We start from the raw sequence: 14523 nt of genomic DNA, 5'->3' as shown, positions 1-14523 counted from the left end.
GGTTCGGAGGAGTTCGGGCGAGGTTCGGCCGTGTATGGCCCACTTGAGTGTTCTCACCCGGTTCCCATGTCCTTCGACGACCTCGGAGCTTCGGGGCGGGGTGAGGCCGGCGGTGGCGGTGTCGAGGTCGGTGATGTCCTGCCCGACTGCGAGCTGGTCCTCGCGGGCGCCGCCCCACTACCGGACTGGCTTGAGCCACTCACCACCGCTCGCATCCCTGCCTGGTCACCCAGTGAGCAATGCGCGGATCGACGTCCCGCAGGACTCCGCGAGGACCGCGAGACGGTGTCACCCCTCAGCCGGCACCCGGATCACGGCATCGGACATGTCCCGCATGCGTACGCCGATGTTCACGCTTCGGGCGGATCCCGGCGGACGGTCGGGCCGGTGGTCGTCGGCCGATGTCGGAGCGCACGCCTAGACTCCCGGCTCATGTCGTCCATGAAATCCCCCGCTTCCGGGGCCACTTCTGGTTCCGCCGCCCCAGGGGACGCGCTCGACGCCGAGGCGCGCGTGCGCGAGTTGATCGCCGTCCTCGACTCGGGGGAGGCACTCACGCAGGCTGCCGAACTGGTCACGGCAGCCTGTCTACCGCACGAACTGCTGCTGCAGCTGTGGCTGTCGGCTGCAGACCCGGACGGGTTCTGCGCCGCACTGCTGGCCCCGGCGATGACCCGCGAGGGTGTCACCAGCCTGTTCCTGACTTCGGTGACGTCGCTGCGCGGCCTGCGCCACCTCACGATGCTGCGCAGCCTCACCGTCCTGCGCTGCAAGGAGATCACCGACATCACCGATCTGGCCGCGCTGACCGGCCTGGTCGAACTCGACCTCAACGGCTGCGCCGGCATCCACGACCTCACCCCGCTCAGCGGCCTGACCTCGCTGACCAGCCTCACCCTGCACCGCTGCCGCGCGATCGAGGACACCCGGCCGCTGCTGACCCTGAAGAACCTGCGCCACCTGGACCTGAGCATGACCAAGGTGCGCAGTGCCGCCGGGTTCGGCGCGGCCTTCCCCCGGCTGGAGAAGCTCAACCTCCAGGGCTGCCGCTCCTTCCGGAACGCGGGCCAGCTCGCCGGTCTTGGGGCACTCACCGAGCTGAACCTCGGCTGGACCGGCATACGCGACCTTGACGGCCTCACCGGCGTCAGCGGGATCCACACCCTCGACCTCGTCAGCTGCAAACGACTGACCAGCCTCAAGGGCATCGACGCACTACCCCGGCTGACCGAACTGCGGCTGGAGAAGTGCAGCCGGCTGGCAAGCCTCGACGGTCTCGGCGCCCACCCCGACCTGGACCGCGTCCGCGTGGAGGAGTGCCCCGTCCTGCGGGACCTGCGTGGCCTCGCCGCCCTGACCGGCCTGAGGTCCCTGCACCTGACCTCCTGTGAACGGCTGACGTCCCTCGCCGGACTGGAGGCACTGACCTCGCTGGTCGTCCTGGACATCGAGGCGTGCCCCGCGGTGAGCGACCTCGCCCCGCTCGACGGGCTGCCCGAGCTGAACCTGCTCTACCTGCAGGAGATCGACGGGCTCCGTGACCTGGCCTCGCTGGGTTCCCTGCCCGCTCTGGAGACCCTGTCGGTCAGGTGGTGCCCCGCGCTGCGCAGTCTCGGCGGTATCGGCGAGCTGCCCCGGCTGGCCGAGCTCCGCATCGACAGCTGCCAGAACCTGTCGGAGCTCGGGCCGGTCGGCCATCTGAGGGCCCTGCGCGAGCTGTGCGTGGAGGACTGCCCCTCCTTCACCGCGGTCGGCTCCCTCGGCACGCTGTCCGCCCTGGAGGACATAAGGATCAGCGGCTGTGCGGTCCTGGCCGACCTGTCCGGACTGGCCGGTTGCGGAGCCAGGAAGCTGAGCCTGTCGGGCCTGCCGATCCTGACGGACCTCGACGCTGTCGCACAACTGCCGCGGCTGCGCACGCTGGAGGTGTACCGCTGCCCCCGGATCCGGACGCTTCCCGCCCAGCAGTGCCGGCACGTCCTGCTCTTCGAGCTGCCGTGGACAGACCTGTCCGGCCTGCGGGCGGGTCCCGCCCTGCGGAGGATCCGGCTCTTCTCGGAGAAGTTGACGGACATCGGTGCGTTGACGGCTCTCCCGGGCCTGACCGATGTCGACATCGACTTCTGCACCGCGCTGAAGGACTGGAGCCCGCTGCTGGACATCCCGGCCCTTGACCGGTTCAAGCCACCGCGCTACCAGATGTACGAAAGAGAGAAGGACGGCGGCACCGATCCGGTGCTGGAGGCACTCGCCGCCCGGGGAGTCACACGGTACGAGTAGGCCCTCACGGCGGATTCGCCTGATCGTCGCAACGTTGCAGGTTCATGGTGCGAGAGCGGCGGCGAATGCCTGGGCGGAGGGCTGTCGACTGAGGTTCCTGCGGAACCGGTTGCATCCCGACCCTGTGACGCCCCCGGATCACGGTCGCAGAACCACGGTTCAAAGGGGCGGTGCCGGCGCACTATGGCTGTGAGTGCGCTTCCGCTGCTTTCCGCCATTCGTCGACAGAGCCCTGCTTACTGACTTCGGCTCGTCAGGGTGAATCTTTGCGAAGCCTCTGATGGGTGTGGGTGGGCGGCTGTATCCGTGTGGTGTGAGATATGCGGATGGGGGCGGGTTGCCCCCTGCGGGACGTCGGCGCCGTGAGTCAGTACGGATGCAGGCGGCCGAGTGGTTCGAGCAGGAGATCAAGCCGTCGGAGGTCGCACGGCGGCTGCGGGTGAGCGTGAAGTCGGCTTACCACTGGCACCAGTTGTGGCGGGATGGCGGTCGTGAAGCTCTCGCTTCCCGCGGCCCGCGCGGATCCCGTTGCCGGCTGTCCCCGCGCTGCCTGGAGAAACTGGCCGCGTACCTCGATGAGGGCCCGGCTGCCCACGGCTGGGTGGAGGACCAGGTGTGGACCGCCTCGAGGGTGGCCACGCTGATCGGCAGGAAGTTCCACGTCTCCTACAGCGTCTCCGGCGCCACGAGGCTGATGCACCGGCTCGGCTTCAGCCCGCAGGTCCCCGCACGCAGGGTCGCCGAGCGCGACGAGCAGGCCGTGACCGCGTGGAAGGAGGGGACCTGGGCGGAGGTAAAAGGGCCCGGGCGGCCTGCGGGGGCTACCTCTGCTTCGAGGACGAAGCAGGGTTCACCCGGAAGCCGCCCCGGGGACGAACCTGGGGCCGGCGAGGGCGCACCCCGGTCGTGACCGTCAGCGGGCGCCGCTCGGGGCGTCTGTCGGTGGCCGGGCTGATCGCGATGCGGCCGGGCTCGCGCACCCGGCTGTGCCACCGTCTGCGCACCCACCGAGCGGGCAAAAGCACACGCCGCAGCATAAGCGAGCGGGACTTCATCGCGCTTGTCGACGGCGTCCACCAGCTCGTCAAGGCACCGGTCGTGCTGGTCCGGGACCGGCTGAACACCCACGTCTCCCACGCCATGCGCGAGCTGATCGCCGAGCGCGAGTGGCTGACGGTGTTCCTGCTGCCCGCCTACTCACCCGACCTCAACCCCGTCGAAGGGGTATGGGCACACGTCAAACGCACTCTGGCCCACCTTGCCGTCGTTGCCCTGGACCGGCTCGAAGCCCTCGTCCGCAACCGGCTCAAGCGCCTTCAGTACCGGCCCGGCACCCTCGACAGCTTCATAGCCGGCACCGGCCTGACCCCCGACGAACCCACGTCACCTTGACCAGCCGAAGTCAGTAAGGGACAAGGAATCAACACCGTCTACAGCGCCCTCAACGTGAAGTTCGAGATCCCCGCGCTGGCCGGCGGAGCCGGCGCCCTCGCCGGTCACTCGCTGCTCGGCGGCGCGGTGGGAGCAGCCTTGACCTTCGCAAACCTTCGCCACACGCACCTCCAGCAGACCAAAGCCTTGAAGGCACAGAACCCGGCCGCGTACCTCCTGGCCGTCCAGCGCGGCCTCACACCGCCGTCACTCCTCCGCCGGATCACCCGCTTCACGTGACGCGCGACGAGGCGAGGCGCCGCCAGGGACATTTCCACTCCGGAAGGTGAAAGGAAAGTTCGTCCAAGTGCCGCTTGACGCATAGCGTCAGGCACTTCAGACGGCTACAGCACAGTCCCTGCACCGGTGAACAGGCAGCAGGTGGCGGCGGGCTGCGCGACGGGTTTCGGCGCGCCGCCGTTCTCAGTCGGTGGAGGCGCTCCAGATCTGGGCTTGGTCGACGACCGGGAGCGGTTCGGTGCGCTGGTCGGTCCTGTGGTGGGAGGCGTTGACGGAGGTGAGGTCTCCGGAGCGTTGGTCGAGCAGGAGTACGTGGGGGCCTGCCCAGGCGATCGCGAAGGTCTGGTCGAGGTCGCTCGAGCCGGCTGCGGGAGGTGTGTCGAGTTCGTGGCAGGTGTTGTCGTTCAGGTCGAGGACCGCCAGGCGGTTGGTACGCAGAGCACTGACGTACCAGTGGCCGCTGGGGTCGAGTGTGCCCGTGCCCACGGTGTCGCCGCTCTTGCAGGAGGGAGCGGGCGCGTTCTTGCGTTGGTCGAGGTCGTAGACGTGCGTGCAGGTGGCTTTGGTGCACGTGTCGTCGTGCCAGATCACGTGGTCGCCGGTGGCGGCGAGCAGGCTGGCGTCGGTGGCGACGGTTGCGGTGGCTGTGGCCGCCCGGGCGTCGAGGAGCACGATGTCGGTCACCGCTCGTACGCCGGTGCCGCCTCCTTGCGCGTCGCCGGTGGTGCGCACGGCGAGCAGGCCCTGGGCGGTGTCGGCGACCGGTTGCAGGCCGCAGGCCGCTTTCAGGGTGGTGCGGGAGGGGCGGCCGGACGTCTCGTACAGGGTCGCGGTGTAGCGAGCCGTAACTGTTTGTGGCAGTTCTTGTCCGGGGCAGGCGGTGTCGGCCGGTTCTTCGGTGACGGCCCACAGCCGCTCGCCGTCCGCGGCGGGGAACCAGGCGCCGGCCCGGCCGAGGAGTACCGCTCTGTCGGGGTTGCGCGGTTCGATGGCCACGACGCCGCCGTCGCGGATGCCTATGATCTGGCCGGAGGCCAGCTGTCGCGGACCGGCCAGGCGGTAGGAGTCGGCGTTCTCGGCTCCGGCCGGCCGGGGGCCGACCACCCGGGGCGATGCGTTCAGATCGTCCAGGACGGCTACCTCGCCCCCCAGATCGACCACGATGTCATGCGGTGCGGACCGGCTGTCATCGTCGTCCTCGCCCGGTCCGCACGCGCCGGCCATGGCGGTGAGCATGCCCAGGGCCAGCAGGGCACCCCATCGCCGTCGGCGCATCGTGATGGGAGTCGTCTTGTGGACCATCGGGCTTTCCCCCCAGTGTCGTCAGAGGTCGTACCTGGTGCCGGGAGCGGGTGGTCGGCCCGCTCCCGGCGAGGTGGCCTTACGGCTTGGGCGTGCAGGCACTCCTGGCCGTGCACTCCGAGAAGAAGGGGTAGGCGGTGATCCCGCTCAGCGTTCCCATGCTGCCCAGGAAACGCGCACTGCAGCCGGCGGTGTCCTGCCACTTCTCCACGGTGAACCTGCGCCGCTCGATCTTCGGCGTGGTGTAGCCGTAGCTCTTGCCCGGAACGTTGATGGTGTTCGACACCGTCTTGCCACTGGTGGTGGAGTTGGTGATGTCGAAGCTCGTCTTGGTTTCCACCTGCACGATCCCCCAGCTCACGCTCCCCCGAGCTCGGCGCCCCAGCTCGTCTGCTTCGACTTGGTGGCCGTCAGGTCGTAGCGCAGGGTCGACGCCGTGGAGCTCGCGTTGTACCTGCCGGCCGTGCTGCCGATCGCCTCGTAGGAGGCGCCCGATGACACCACCTTGTACCAGACGTCCGGCGGGCAGGCCTGCGCACCGGTCTCGTCCGCGACCGCGGTCTTCGGCTGCTGCCCGCGTGCCGCCTTCTGTGCCGGACTCGCGCAGATCATAGAGCCGAACTCCTGGTGGCCTTCCCCCGCCGGAGACGGGACTGCTCGTCGGAGGATCAGTGGTCGGCATTGATGTATGCCGCCCCCGCTATCCGCAGTGCCGTATGCGCGCTCCGGGACCGTTCCCGGGCGGCCTCCAGGGCGGTCTCGACGTCGGGTTGAAATCGCCCGTCGACTACCGGGCCCAAGGCGATGTCGGGAAGCTCTATCGCCGTCCTCCAGGCTGTCTCAGCGGCACCGAGGAGCGCGGGATCCGTGAGCACCAAAAGCCCGAGCCGGTCCCGCGCGACGGTGGCCGCACTGCGGGTTGAAGCCCGCGCGGAGCGCTCCTCCACCGTCTCGGAATCGCCCGCTCGCCGGGCAGCCACGGCCAGCCAGTGCACCTCCCGGTGCCGGACCACGGCCTCCAGCAGATCCGCGACAGCGCGCGTCACCTCCTGACGGTGCGCGGCGTCCCGCGCTCGCTGGTCTGTCGCGCGCTGCGCGTAGCCCGCGAGAGCAGCACCGGCGAGGGTGCCGAGCACGGCGACGATGCTGGGCCACATGGTCTACTCCTCGAAGGCGGTGCGCCGGTACCCACGGCGCCCCGTAAAGGCGGCCGTGGCCGTAGCGCCGTGCCAGCGTTTCACGCCGTCGCCGAGGTAATTGTCGGACGGTTCCAGCGGTTTGTGCAGGTCGATCAAGGGTTTCTCCCATGTCGGACGCCAACTTCCCGATTCTCGATCCGCCCCGAGACCCTGACAGGGCAAAGACTCAGATCAGCCATACGCTGGCCGGTTGGCCTCCCCTTCAGCAGTCACGGCCTCCCCTGTTCTGACGGGGCTGGGATGTGTGGCGCTGCTGGCCGACGGGGCCGATCGCGTCGGCCCACCCCGACCCGGGCCGAGTACGCCGAGCGGGCCCGCGCCGAGCTCGCCGCCGCCCTCGGCAGCGCACCCAGTCCGGAGGCGGAGGCGACAGCCCGGGCCCTTGGAAGGCACCTGGCGAGACTACCGGCCCGTGCCCTCTGACCTCGGGTTCTTCGGGCGGTGGCCACGAGTGTGCGGCGTCTTCGACACCCATTCGGCAGAGGGGCGGGCGACGCATGCCGGCTGGAGCCACCTGCCCCGGGTATCCGCCTGTACATGCTCGCTCTGGTGGCCTACCGCTCGTACCACACCGCAACGACGGTGTGGGCCTTCGTGATCGCCATGTTCATCGTGCTGGTGGCGGGCTGGTACGTCCGGCGCCGAAGGTGAAGGAGGCACCCGCAGACCTGCTTCTCGCGATCCGGCGGGCCGCTACGGACGGTCGACGGGGATCTCGTAGACGATCTCGCAGTGAGCGGCGGGCACCACGATGTCCGCCGTCTCCACGGGGCGCTCCTGGTCGCTGTAGTACGTCCGGCGGACGTGCGTGACGAGGGCGGACTTCTGGATGCCCAGGAGCGGGGCCTCCTCGGCGGTCGCCTGCCTCGGCTCCGGCTGCTCCACGGCGTGGCTGGCGGTGACGCCGATCGCGGCCATGCGGTTCACGACGCCCGCCCCGGCGTGCGGCCCTCCCTCGGGGAGGACGACGAGTGTGCCGGCGGTGAGGTCGTAGGGCTCCCAGCTCGTCGACAGTTGCACCGGCCTGCCGTCGGCCAGGAACTCGTACGTCGTGCGGACGCACAGGTCGCCCTCGGCGATGCCGAGCCGCGCCGCATGTCCGCGGGCGCCGGCACCTTGGCGTCGGTCCGGCTCTCCCAGTCCCCTTGCCTGCCCAAGGCCTTCATGTCCGCACGGAACGGCGACCCGTCGGGCCGCTCGCGCGCGGACGACCGGACCATGCGCACGCGCTGCCGGGGCTCGGCGACGTACGTGCCCGAACCGGCACGGCCCTCCAGGACACCCTGGGAGATCAGCAGCTCCTGAGCCCGACGGACCACGTTCTCCCCGACCCCGCACTCCTGGCAGATCTGGGCGCGGGACGGCAGACGATCCCCCGGCTCCCACACGTGCTCCGCGATCCGCCGCCGGAGTTCGTCGGCGACGCGGAGATAGGGCGGCTGCCCAGGCATATGGAAAATCTAGTCCACTAGCTCTACTGACGTTGGCGCCGTGGTGTCGTCAAGGTGAGGCTGGTTTCGGCGAGGCATCCGTCGATGAGGTTGCTGCGGTACTGGATCTGGCGGAGACCACGACGGAGGGTGCTGATGAGGTGGTCGGGGTCGGTGAAGGCGGTGTTGGTCTGGCTGCTGCGCCGCAGCAGGGACCAGATGCCCTCGACGGGGTTGAGGTCGGGCGCGTAGGCCGGCAGGAAGTAGCAGGTGATCCAGTCGTGGGTGTCGATGAACTCCCGCAAACGGCGGTCTCTGTGGACGTTGAGGTTGTCCCACACCAGCACGATCGGTGCGCCGAGTTGCCGGTGGGCGGCGATGAGCAGGTCGCGGTAGTCGGTCCAGGTGAAACTGCGTCTGCCGCCGCGCTTGTGATCGAGATGCCGCTTGGGCCGGTAGATCAGCCGTGAGCGTTCACCGTGCTTGTAGCAGGCCAGAGCGGCGATGGAGAAGCGGCGCTGGGAGCGTCCCCTCACCCGGATGAGGGGTGTGTGTCCGCGTCGGGCCCAGGTCCGTGCGGTGGGCGGCGTCATCGAGAACCCGGCCTCGTCTTCGAAGCACAGCCAGGCGTCGAGCGCCGCCACGGACCTTCCACCTGGGGCCAGGTCTCCTTCACCCAGCCGGTGACGGCATCCTCGTCGCGCTCGACCGCTCGGCGGGCCGGGACCTGGTGACTGAAGCCGTGCCGGTGCAGCATCCGCGCGATCGCCGACAGCGTCATGCTCTTGTGGAACCGGCGCCCGATCAGCGTCTTGATCCGCGCCAGCGTCCACGTCTGGTCCGACCAGCCATGGGCGACCGGCCCCTTGGCCAGCTCCTGCTCGAGCACGGCGAACAGCTTCTCGCTCAGCTTGGGCAGCGATACCGGTCCGGCAGACCGCAGCCCCTCCGCGCCGGCGTCGTGCCAGGCCCGGCGCCACCGCTGCACCGAGCGCACACTCACCCGTAATTCCTTGGCGACCTCGGCGTTGGAGGCACCGACTGCGAATCGCTCCGCGGCCTCCAGCCGGATCCGCTCGCGAAACGCCTGCCGTTCAGGCGTCAGCCCACCACCCTGCGGATATCTCACACAACCGGCATACCGCGACGATCACACATCGTCATCCCCCAACGACATCACGCCACAAAGGTCAGTAATCCAGTTAGCCAGCTTCACTGAAAGTGATCACCGGTGCCGGAGGCTGCCCTGTGCCCGCTTCGGGAGTTAGCGCAGCGGCCATCGCCGCCCGGTTGTCCGCCGTCGGGCTTTTCACCCGCGTGGAGGAGCACGACCGGCACACGACGGTCGAGGCGGAGGTACCGGAATCGCTCTCGGCCGACTTGTGGCGGGAGGTCCTCGAAGCGGTGGCCGAGGCCGATCGGTTCGGGCTCCTCGCCACCAGCCTGAACGGCCGCACCCTCTGGGCGGCCGTACGCAAAGCGGCCCTCACGACGGGCGATGTCCGGGGACCGAGCCATCAGCGATAGGAGCTGAGCAGCGTGTTCAACCGTATCCGCCGTGCCGCCTCGCTCACCGGAGCGCGGTACTTCCCCAAGGGCAGGCACCGCCGCCCCTTAACGCCCCACCGACCGCCGGCCGTTCCCGCTTCCCTCGTGCCCGCCGACGAACCGACGGCCACCCCGGGCCAGGCCATCGACGGCGCGATCCGCAGGCACCCCCTCCCAGGCGAGGACGTCGCGCTTGTCCGCCCGTACGTGCCGGCTCGGGAGAGGCGCGTACGGATGCGTTCCGTGGTCGTCGCTCCCCGTCTGCCGGCCGAGGCATGGTCAGCTCTCGTGGGGGTCCACGGATGACACCTCGCCAACGGCCTCACCTCGCCGACACCGCGGCCGTCCCCTACGGATCGACCGCATGCCGGATCGGCACGCATCCCGCCTGCGCGGAATCCTCCCCGGCATCGGCGCCGGTCGACCTCCCGGTGGTCTACGAGGCGTGCGACTGCACGTGCCACTCGATGGTCGACCGGTCCACGCGTGCGGAGGTGGGACGGTGATCGACCGGACCCCCAGGAGCGCGCTGGCCTCCCACATCGAGGTGACCGCGGCCACGGTGCAGCGCGGCGACGTCATCCAGCTCGGCGGCCGGGCCCGCCGGGTGCAGGACCTCTTCCAACTTCCCCAGGGCACCAAGCAACTGCTCTTCGAGTCGGGCGAGCTGCTGACCATACACACGCGTACCCGGCTCGTCGCCGTGCGGATGACGAGAAGGCGGTGACCGGTCCGTGTCCTCGCGCCACCACGACATCGCCGACGACCCCCGGCACCGCATCAGGACCGGCCGCATCAAACCCGGCGAACGCCTGCCGTCCGAGGCCGGCCTGGCCGACCGGTACAAGGTCAGCACGGTGACCCTGCGAAGGGCCCTCGCGGTCCTCCAGGGCGAAGGTCTCGTCGAGAAGATCCACGGCAAGGGCAACTTCCGTCCGCCGCTCGCTCCGCAAGCTCGTGCACGTCGGGGGATGGGGGACGCTGGACCCGTGGACGGCCGCTGAAGCCGCCCTGCGCGTCACCGTACGCAGCACCATGACGCAGGCACACGGGCATCTGACGGCCTTGCTGAAGGTGCCGCCGGGCAGCCCCCTCGCGGAGTTCGTCTGCGTCAGTCACGAGGGGGAGGCACCGCACGGACTGGCACGCGTCTACCTCCCGCGAGACCTGGCATCGGCCGGGGTGCTCGACGACGAACCGGCGTGCCATGAGGCGATCACGAGATTCGCCGTCCTCGGCGTGCCGCCGGCCGCTGTCCGGGAGACGGTCTGTGCCCGTCCACCGGCACCGGACGAGGCATCGACCCTCCGGACCAACTCCACCGCGCCGGTCCTCGCGATCACACGCGTCGCGAGCGACCCCACCGGGCGAGTCGTCGAGGCCGCGCTCCTGGTGTTCCCAGGGGACCGCGTCGACGCGGTCTTCACCACCCACCACACGACCGACGAGAGGCAGACGCAAGCATGACGGCACCGAACGAGCTGCGGCTCCTCCCGTGGTCGGGACCGGAGGGCAAGCCCTGCTACCTGAGCACCGACGACAGGGGCGGCTACATGTCCCGCCTGGCGGACAACATCGAGGCGGTACAACTGGGAACGGCAGCCGAGCTGCTGGACCAGGCCTCGGAAACCCTCGACGACAAGAACGCCGCACCGGAAGACCTGCGCCGGCTGGCACAGGAACTGACCGAGGCCCTGCGAGACGTGCTCCGCGTCACGACCAGCCGGAACGCCTCCTGGCGGTGAGCGCGCCGCACCGCCCCTGACTGGACGGCCCCGCGCAGCGACGGCTGACGGCACACTCCGCTTCATCTCGACGGGGAGAGGAACCCGGGCCGCGGCCCTGGGCTTCTCTCCCCGTTCTGTCATGTGGGCTCACATGCTTTTGGAAGACCCGGCACCGCTTCGCCGGGAGCAGCACCGCTCGCACAAGGACGGTTGCTTTGTCTGTTCTGAGGTGCCCGCCGGGTCCGGAAGGGCCGCGAGAGCGGCGTCGGCCTCCGTCGCGGTCGGGTGCGGGGGTGGCCGGTGTCCGTCCCGTGCTGCTGCCGGTTGCGCATGTCCTCGTCCCACAGCGACAGGGCGCGGTGTCGGCGCTCGCTGCACCCGGCGCCGCAGCAGAGCCACAGGCCGGTGGCGAAGTTCTCCAGGGCGCCGCGCAGCAGCGTCCAGGGGCGGGTCGGATCGACCTCGCCGGCCGCCGTCGGGCGGCGCAGCGCGTCGGCGTGGGCCAGGCCGACGGAGCAGGAGCTGCGGATCAGGTGCGCGGCGGAGTACGAAGTGGATCGCATATGCGAAGTTCGGACGTTCATCGGCCTGTCCAGGCGGCAAGGGCCGCCTGGCCCTGCGTGTAAATCCTGGAGCGATGCCGTGAGTGGTACGCAGCATCGGCGTCGACAACGGGTGTGATTCCGTCAGATTTTCGCGCCTCTCCGTGTTTGAACATAAGCGGAGCGCAATCGATGTGACGCGAAGTCCTCTTGAGTCGGCCCGGAGCCCGCAAAAGACTGCTGCGGTAGCAAGGCCGCGCTCCGGACTCGGAGCCTGCGATACAGCAGTCACGATCGCAATGCGAGGAGAACATCGATGCCCGACGCCGACCGTCGAGAGGACGCACACTCGATCACGCTGATCGATGGAACCGCCACCCGAACCCGGGAGGCGTCCCCCGTCGACCTGGTGCCAGTGCAGGAACTGCACCGCCGCTGCTCGCTGGGCAGTCGAGCCCTGCGGTACCACGTGGGCAAGAGCGGGATCTCCCCTGCCGAATGGCGTCAGTTGTCTAATCCGGAGCGCGGCACCACGCTGGTGACCGCTCCAGCCGAGCGTACGGAGTACATCATCGCCATGACGAACGTCATGCGCACCGATCAGCAAGGGGTGGGGGAACTCGCAATCCTGGTCGAGGACGCATGGCAGGCCAGGGGGCTTGGCACCGCGCTGGTGGAACATGCGGCTACCCTTGCCCGCCGCGAGGGGCACCACGCACTGGCCGCCACGGTGGCGGCGAGCAACAAGCCGATGCTCCACCTTCTCGGGAAGCTGGACGCGACCCCGGTCGAAACCACCGGTCCCGTGCTCGACCTCCGCATCCTGCTCTAGACCTCCATCGGACCGGGCATTGCAGGCGCACCCCGACGGCCAGAGCCGGGAACCGAGGTCTACGGCGGTTACTCAGCGTCACGCGCTACCTGGCGGTAGCTATATGCAGCAGTGCAACCGCCGTGCGTGGCTGCCGGCAGAATCACCCTCCCGGATAGCGGTTCCACCAGTTCGGGTCCCAGCCCCCAACGTACTCGCCGCCGCTCGGCGAGTCGGTGGCTTCGCTCAGCAGGTCGCGAGCCAAGGTATCGAGAACCCAGGCCAGTTCGTGACGGCTCACCAGACCACCCGGAAGTGCCTCGACACCGTGCGCCGCCCCGAGCAGGGCACCGGTCACACAGGCGACCGAGGCACCGCTCGGTGCGCCGGCCGCGAAGCGCAGCGCGGTCTCGACGTCGGTACGGTCAGGGAAGGAGGCAGCGGCATAGAGCCCGCCGAGGAGTGCTGACGGTGCCGTGGCGTCCGGTGCGAGCTGGGCGAGCCGTCCGGCGTCGGCGGGCTGAGCAACGGCCTGCCGGAGGGCTGCAGCGAGCCGCCCGTGCTCGTCGTCGGTGAGGCCCCGGTCAAGGGAGGGGAGAGCGGAGAACCCGGCCTGAAGTGAATCCCGTACCCCGTTGCCGGTCAGGCAGTGATGGACCAGCACGGTCGCGCGGGCCGTGGCGGAGTGCGCCGCCCCGTCACCATGCGTCAAAGCGGCGAACTCTCGCGCCTGCTCGGTCCAGTACCCCAGATCCGAGACGGCGACCGCGGCAACCGGAAGGGTGCGGGTCAGAGCGTGGTCGCCACGGCTGTCCGTCGCCGGTCGTTCCAGGGTGCCCTGCTCGACCTTCGACAACGCCGCCACCGTGGCCGGCGCGGAGCCGCGCCGTTCCGTCAGCACTGGTATCTGGGCCAGCCAGCCGTCCGGCCACGTCGTCTCGGTGTCGTAAGGGGCCCAGCGGCGCCGCATCCGCTCGGCCTCGATGCCCTGCAGGGCTGCCCACCGACAGTACGCGTGCCAGACCACCGACGGCGGATGGCAGATGCCCTTGTGGTTACCGCGGACGATCGCACGGATGGTGCCCTCCGCAGTGAAGCAGGCCAACTGGGTACTCACACCGGCCCGCAACGGGCCACCGGCCGGCAGCTTGCCCCCAGCGGCCCCCAGCGTCTCCCCCACCGCCAGACCCAGCAGCATCCCACGTACTCGAGACTCCGCCCTGTTCCTGAGGAACTTCCTCCGGTGCTCCTGCTCCTTCTCCTGCTTGGCACGCTCCTGCTCGGGGGTGAGCACGAGAGGCGGGTCCCACACAATGCCACCCTGGTGGTAGGGCTGGTACCGCTCGTCATCCACCTCTACCCTGTTCTGGCCCTGCTCACCATGAGCCATACGCTCCCCCTCCAACAATGCGCAATGCCGCACTCTCCCCGAACAGCAGTGATACCACCTCGTCCGCAGCTCAGGACCGGCAGGAGCAAGACCGTCAGCGTTCGGCGTCCCTTTCCTGGTCTGCGGCGCAGGAACTCTCCACGGCCCTGGACTCCGGGCATGAGCGTCAAAACCGCCCACGTCGTCAACGCGTCGGCCGAGGAGGCCGCGTCGCTGCCGGCCTGGTCGTTGATCTTTCCCACTCGCCTGAACGTCGCCCCCCGGCTGTGCGTATGCGGGGCGCTGGGCGCCCGCCCGGTGCGGGTCTGCACCGGGCGGAGCTGAGCGGTGGGCGCCCCATGCCAGGTCGAGCCAGTCCTCGGCGGTCGCCCGGTCGGTGGTGGCCGGGCACAAGACGAACGGCGCGACCCGTACCCCCTCGGCGAACAGTGCTTCCAGTCGTGCCCGCCGTGCTCGGTACGGCTCGTCCAGGAGCCCAGGTCTTCGGCGACGAGGTCCTCGCCACCGCGATCCTCGACCGACTCCTCCACCGCTGCGAAGTGATCTCCATCAACGGCCCCAGCTACCGGCCCAAGAACCGCCTCAAGACCATCGAGCGAGAGAACGACGTGACCTGACCAACT

15 protein-coding genes and 5 pseudogenes are annotated in these 14523 nt (G+C 69.6%); 11 read left to right on the top strand and 9 right to left on the bottom strand.

Going from position 1 to position 14523, the window contains the following annotated elements; translation table 11 throughout:
• Positions 1-432: 432 nt before the first annotated feature.
• The 4 genes and pseudogenes from ACH4F6_RS37100 to ACH4F6_RS37085 form a co-directional block, all read left to right on the top strand.
• Positions 433-2280, top strand: a complete 1848-nt coding sequence (locus ACH4F6_RS37100; protein ID WP_397964849.1) for a leucine-rich repeat domain-containing protein — start codon at positions 433-435, stop codon at positions 2278-2280.
• A gap of 313 nt (positions 2281-2593) precedes the next feature.
• Positions 2594-3190, top strand: coding sequence for a transposase (locus tag ACH4F6_RS37095; protein ID WP_397964847.1), 597 nt, complete (start codon positions 2594-2596; stop codon positions 3188-3190).
• A pseudogene (locus ACH4F6_RS37090) lies at positions 3166-3672 on the top strand (transposase); the annotation flags it as partial. The gene ACH4F6_RS37095 and the pseudogene ACH4F6_RS37090, both read left to right, overlap by 25 nt.
• Before the next feature lie 21 nt (positions 3673-3693).
• Positions 3694-3951: pseudogene (locus ACH4F6_RS37085) on the top strand (DUF6236 family protein); the annotation flags it as partial.
• 183 nt (positions 3952-4134) lie between these two features.
• Here the strand turns inward: ACH4F6_RS37085 and ACH4F6_RS37080 are convergent.
• From ACH4F6_RS37080 to ACH4F6_RS37045, 8 genes and pseudogenes are all read right to left on the bottom strand, one after another.
• Positions 4135-5253: a hypothetical protein gene (locus ACH4F6_RS37080; RefSeq protein WP_397964846.1), complete on the bottom strand. Its 1119-nt coding sequence runs from the start codon at positions 5251-5253 to the stop codon at positions 4135-4137.
• 79 nt (positions 5254-5332) lie between these two features.
• Positions 5333-5593 (bottom strand): hypothetical protein, encoded by a 261-nt coding sequence (locus ACH4F6_RS37075; RefSeq protein ID WP_397964844.1) that lies wholly within the window; start codon positions 5591-5593, stop codon positions 5333-5335.
• Positions 5594-5610: 17 nt separating this feature from the next.
• The gene (locus ACH4F6_RS37070; RefSeq protein ID WP_397964843.1) at positions 5611-5865 is read right to left on the bottom strand and encodes a hypothetical protein; all 255 of its coding nucleotides are present in this window, start codon (positions 5863-5865) and stop codon (positions 5611-5613) included.
• Between the two features lie 56 nt (positions 5866-5921).
• Positions 5922-6410 carry a hypothetical protein gene (locus ACH4F6_RS37065; protein WP_397964841.1) on the bottom strand — a complete coding sequence of 163 codons (489 nt, stop codon included), beginning with the start codon at positions 6408-6410 and terminating at the stop codon, positions 5922-5924.
• A 3-nt stretch (positions 6411-6413) separates the two neighbouring features.
• The gene (locus ACH4F6_RS37060) at positions 6414-6548 is read right to left on the bottom strand and encodes a hypothetical protein (RefSeq protein WP_397964840.1); all 135 of its coding nucleotides are present in this window, start codon (positions 6546-6548) and stop codon (positions 6414-6416) included.
• 597 nt (positions 6549-7145) lie between these two features.
• A pseudogene (locus tag ACH4F6_RS37055) lies at positions 7146-7903 on the bottom strand (GntR family transcriptional regulator).
• 23 nt (positions 7904-7926) lie between these two features.
• Positions 7927-8475, bottom strand: a complete 549-nt coding sequence (locus tag ACH4F6_RS37050; protein WP_397964883.1) for a transposase — start codon at positions 8473-8475, stop codon at positions 7927-7929.
• On the bottom strand, positions 8472-9011 hold the full coding sequence (locus ACH4F6_RS37045) for a transposase (protein ID WP_397964839.1): 540 nt from the start codon (positions 9009-9011) through the stop codon (positions 8472-8474). Before ACH4F6_RS37045 ends, ACH4F6_RS37050 begins: the two co-directional genes overlap by 4 nt.
• A 119-nt stretch (positions 9012-9130) precedes the next feature.
• On the opposite strand from ACH4F6_RS37045, the gene ACH4F6_RS37040 reads away from it, so the two are divergent.
• The 5 genes and pseudogenes from ACH4F6_RS37040 (at position 9131) to ACH4F6_RS37020 (ending at position 12531) form a co-directional block, all read left to right on the top strand.
• The gene (locus ACH4F6_RS37040; RefSeq protein WP_397964882.1) at positions 9131-9409 is read left to right on the top strand and encodes a hypothetical protein; all 279 of its coding nucleotides are present in this window, start codon (positions 9131-9133) and stop codon (positions 9407-9409) included.
• 523 nt (positions 9410-9932) lie between these two features.
• Entirely contained in the window at positions 9933-10157 is a 225-nt protein-coding gene (locus tag ACH4F6_RS37035) for a hypothetical protein (protein WP_397964837.1), read from the top strand.
• A gap of 7 nt (positions 10158-10164) precedes the next feature.
• A pseudogene (locus tag ACH4F6_RS37030) lies at positions 10165-10897 on the top strand (GntR family transcriptional regulator).
• A complete protein-coding gene (locus ACH4F6_RS37025) occupies positions 10894-11175 on the top strand; it encodes a hypothetical protein (RefSeq protein WP_397964835.1) in 282 nt (93 codons plus the stop codon). The pseudogene ACH4F6_RS37030 and the gene ACH4F6_RS37025 overlap by 4 nt, the downstream one beginning before the upstream one ends.
• A gap of 840 nt (positions 11176-12015) precedes the next feature.
• On the top strand, positions 12016-12531 hold the full coding sequence (locus tag ACH4F6_RS37020) for a GNAT family N-acetyltransferase (protein WP_397964834.1): 516 nt from the start codon (positions 12016-12018) through the stop codon (positions 12529-12531).
• Between the two features lie 142 nt (positions 12532-12673).
• On the opposite strand, the gene ACH4F6_RS37015 is transcribed toward ACH4F6_RS37020, so the two are convergent.
• The gene (locus ACH4F6_RS37015; RefSeq protein WP_397964832.1) at positions 12674-13900 is read right to left on the bottom strand and encodes an ADP-ribosylglycohydrolase family protein; all 1227 of its coding nucleotides are present in this window, start codon (positions 13898-13900) and stop codon (positions 12674-12676) included.
• A gap of 159 nt (positions 13901-14059) precedes the next feature.
• On the opposite strand from ACH4F6_RS37015, the gene ACH4F6_RS37010 reads away from it, so the two are divergent.
• Complete coding sequence (locus ACH4F6_RS37010; RefSeq protein WP_397964831.1) at positions 14060-14224, top strand: hypothetical protein; 165 nt, start codon at positions 14060-14062, stop codon at positions 14222-14224.
• Positions 14225-14376: 152 nt separating this feature from the next.
• Positions 14377-14517 (top strand): annotated as a pseudogene (locus ACH4F6_RS37005) (ATP-binding protein); the annotation flags it as partial.
• Positions 14518-14523: the final 6 nt, after the last annotated feature.

This window comes from Streptomyces sp. NPDC017936, assembly GCF_044328485.1.
Classification (GTDB): Bacteria; Actinomycetota; Actinomycetes; order Streptomycetales; family Streptomycetaceae; genus Streptomyces.
The sequence above is the reverse complement of the archived record's forward strand: the minus strand, read 5'-3'. Positions and strand labels throughout refer to the sequence as shown.

What these genes read in the sequence shown, in the direction of transcription:
- ACH4F6_RS37100 (WP_397964849.1), top strand. Translation starts at nt 433, where the DNA reads ATGTCGTCCATGAAATCCCCCGCTTCCGGGGCCACTTCTGGTTCCGCC.
- ACH4F6_RS37080 (WP_397964846.1), bottom strand. Translation starts at nt 5,253, where the DNA reads ATGGTCCACAAGACGACTCCCATCACGATGCGCCGACGGCGATGGGGT.
- ACH4F6_RS37070 (WP_397964843.1), bottom strand. Translation starts at nt 5,865, where the DNA reads ATGATCTGCGCGAGTCCGGCACAGAAGGCGGCACGCGGGCAGCAGCCG.
- ACH4F6_RS37065 (WP_397964841.1), bottom strand. Translation starts at nt 6,410, where the DNA reads ATGTGGCCCAGCATCGTCGCCGTGCTCGGCACCCTCGCCGGTGCTGCT.
- ACH4F6_RS37050 (WP_397964883.1), bottom strand. Translation starts at nt 8,475, where the DNA reads ATGACGCCGCCCACCGCACGGACCTGGGCCCGACGCGGACACACACCC.
- ACH4F6_RS37025 (WP_397964835.1), top strand. Translation starts at nt 10,894, where the DNA reads ATGACGGCACCGAACGAGCTGCGGCTCCTCCCGTGGTCGGGACCGGAG.
- ACH4F6_RS37020 (WP_397964834.1), top strand. Translation starts at nt 12,016, where the DNA reads ATGCCCGACGCCGACCGTCGAGAGGACGCACACTCGATCACGCTGATC.
- ACH4F6_RS37015 (WP_397964832.1), bottom strand. Translation starts at nt 13,900, where the DNA reads ATGGCTCATGGTGAGCAGGGCCAGAACAGGGTAGAGGTGGATGACGAG.
- ACH4F6_RS37010 (WP_397964831.1), top strand. Translation starts at nt 14,060, where the DNA reads ATGAGCGTCAAAACCGCCCACGTCGTCAACGCGTCGGCCGAGGAGGCC.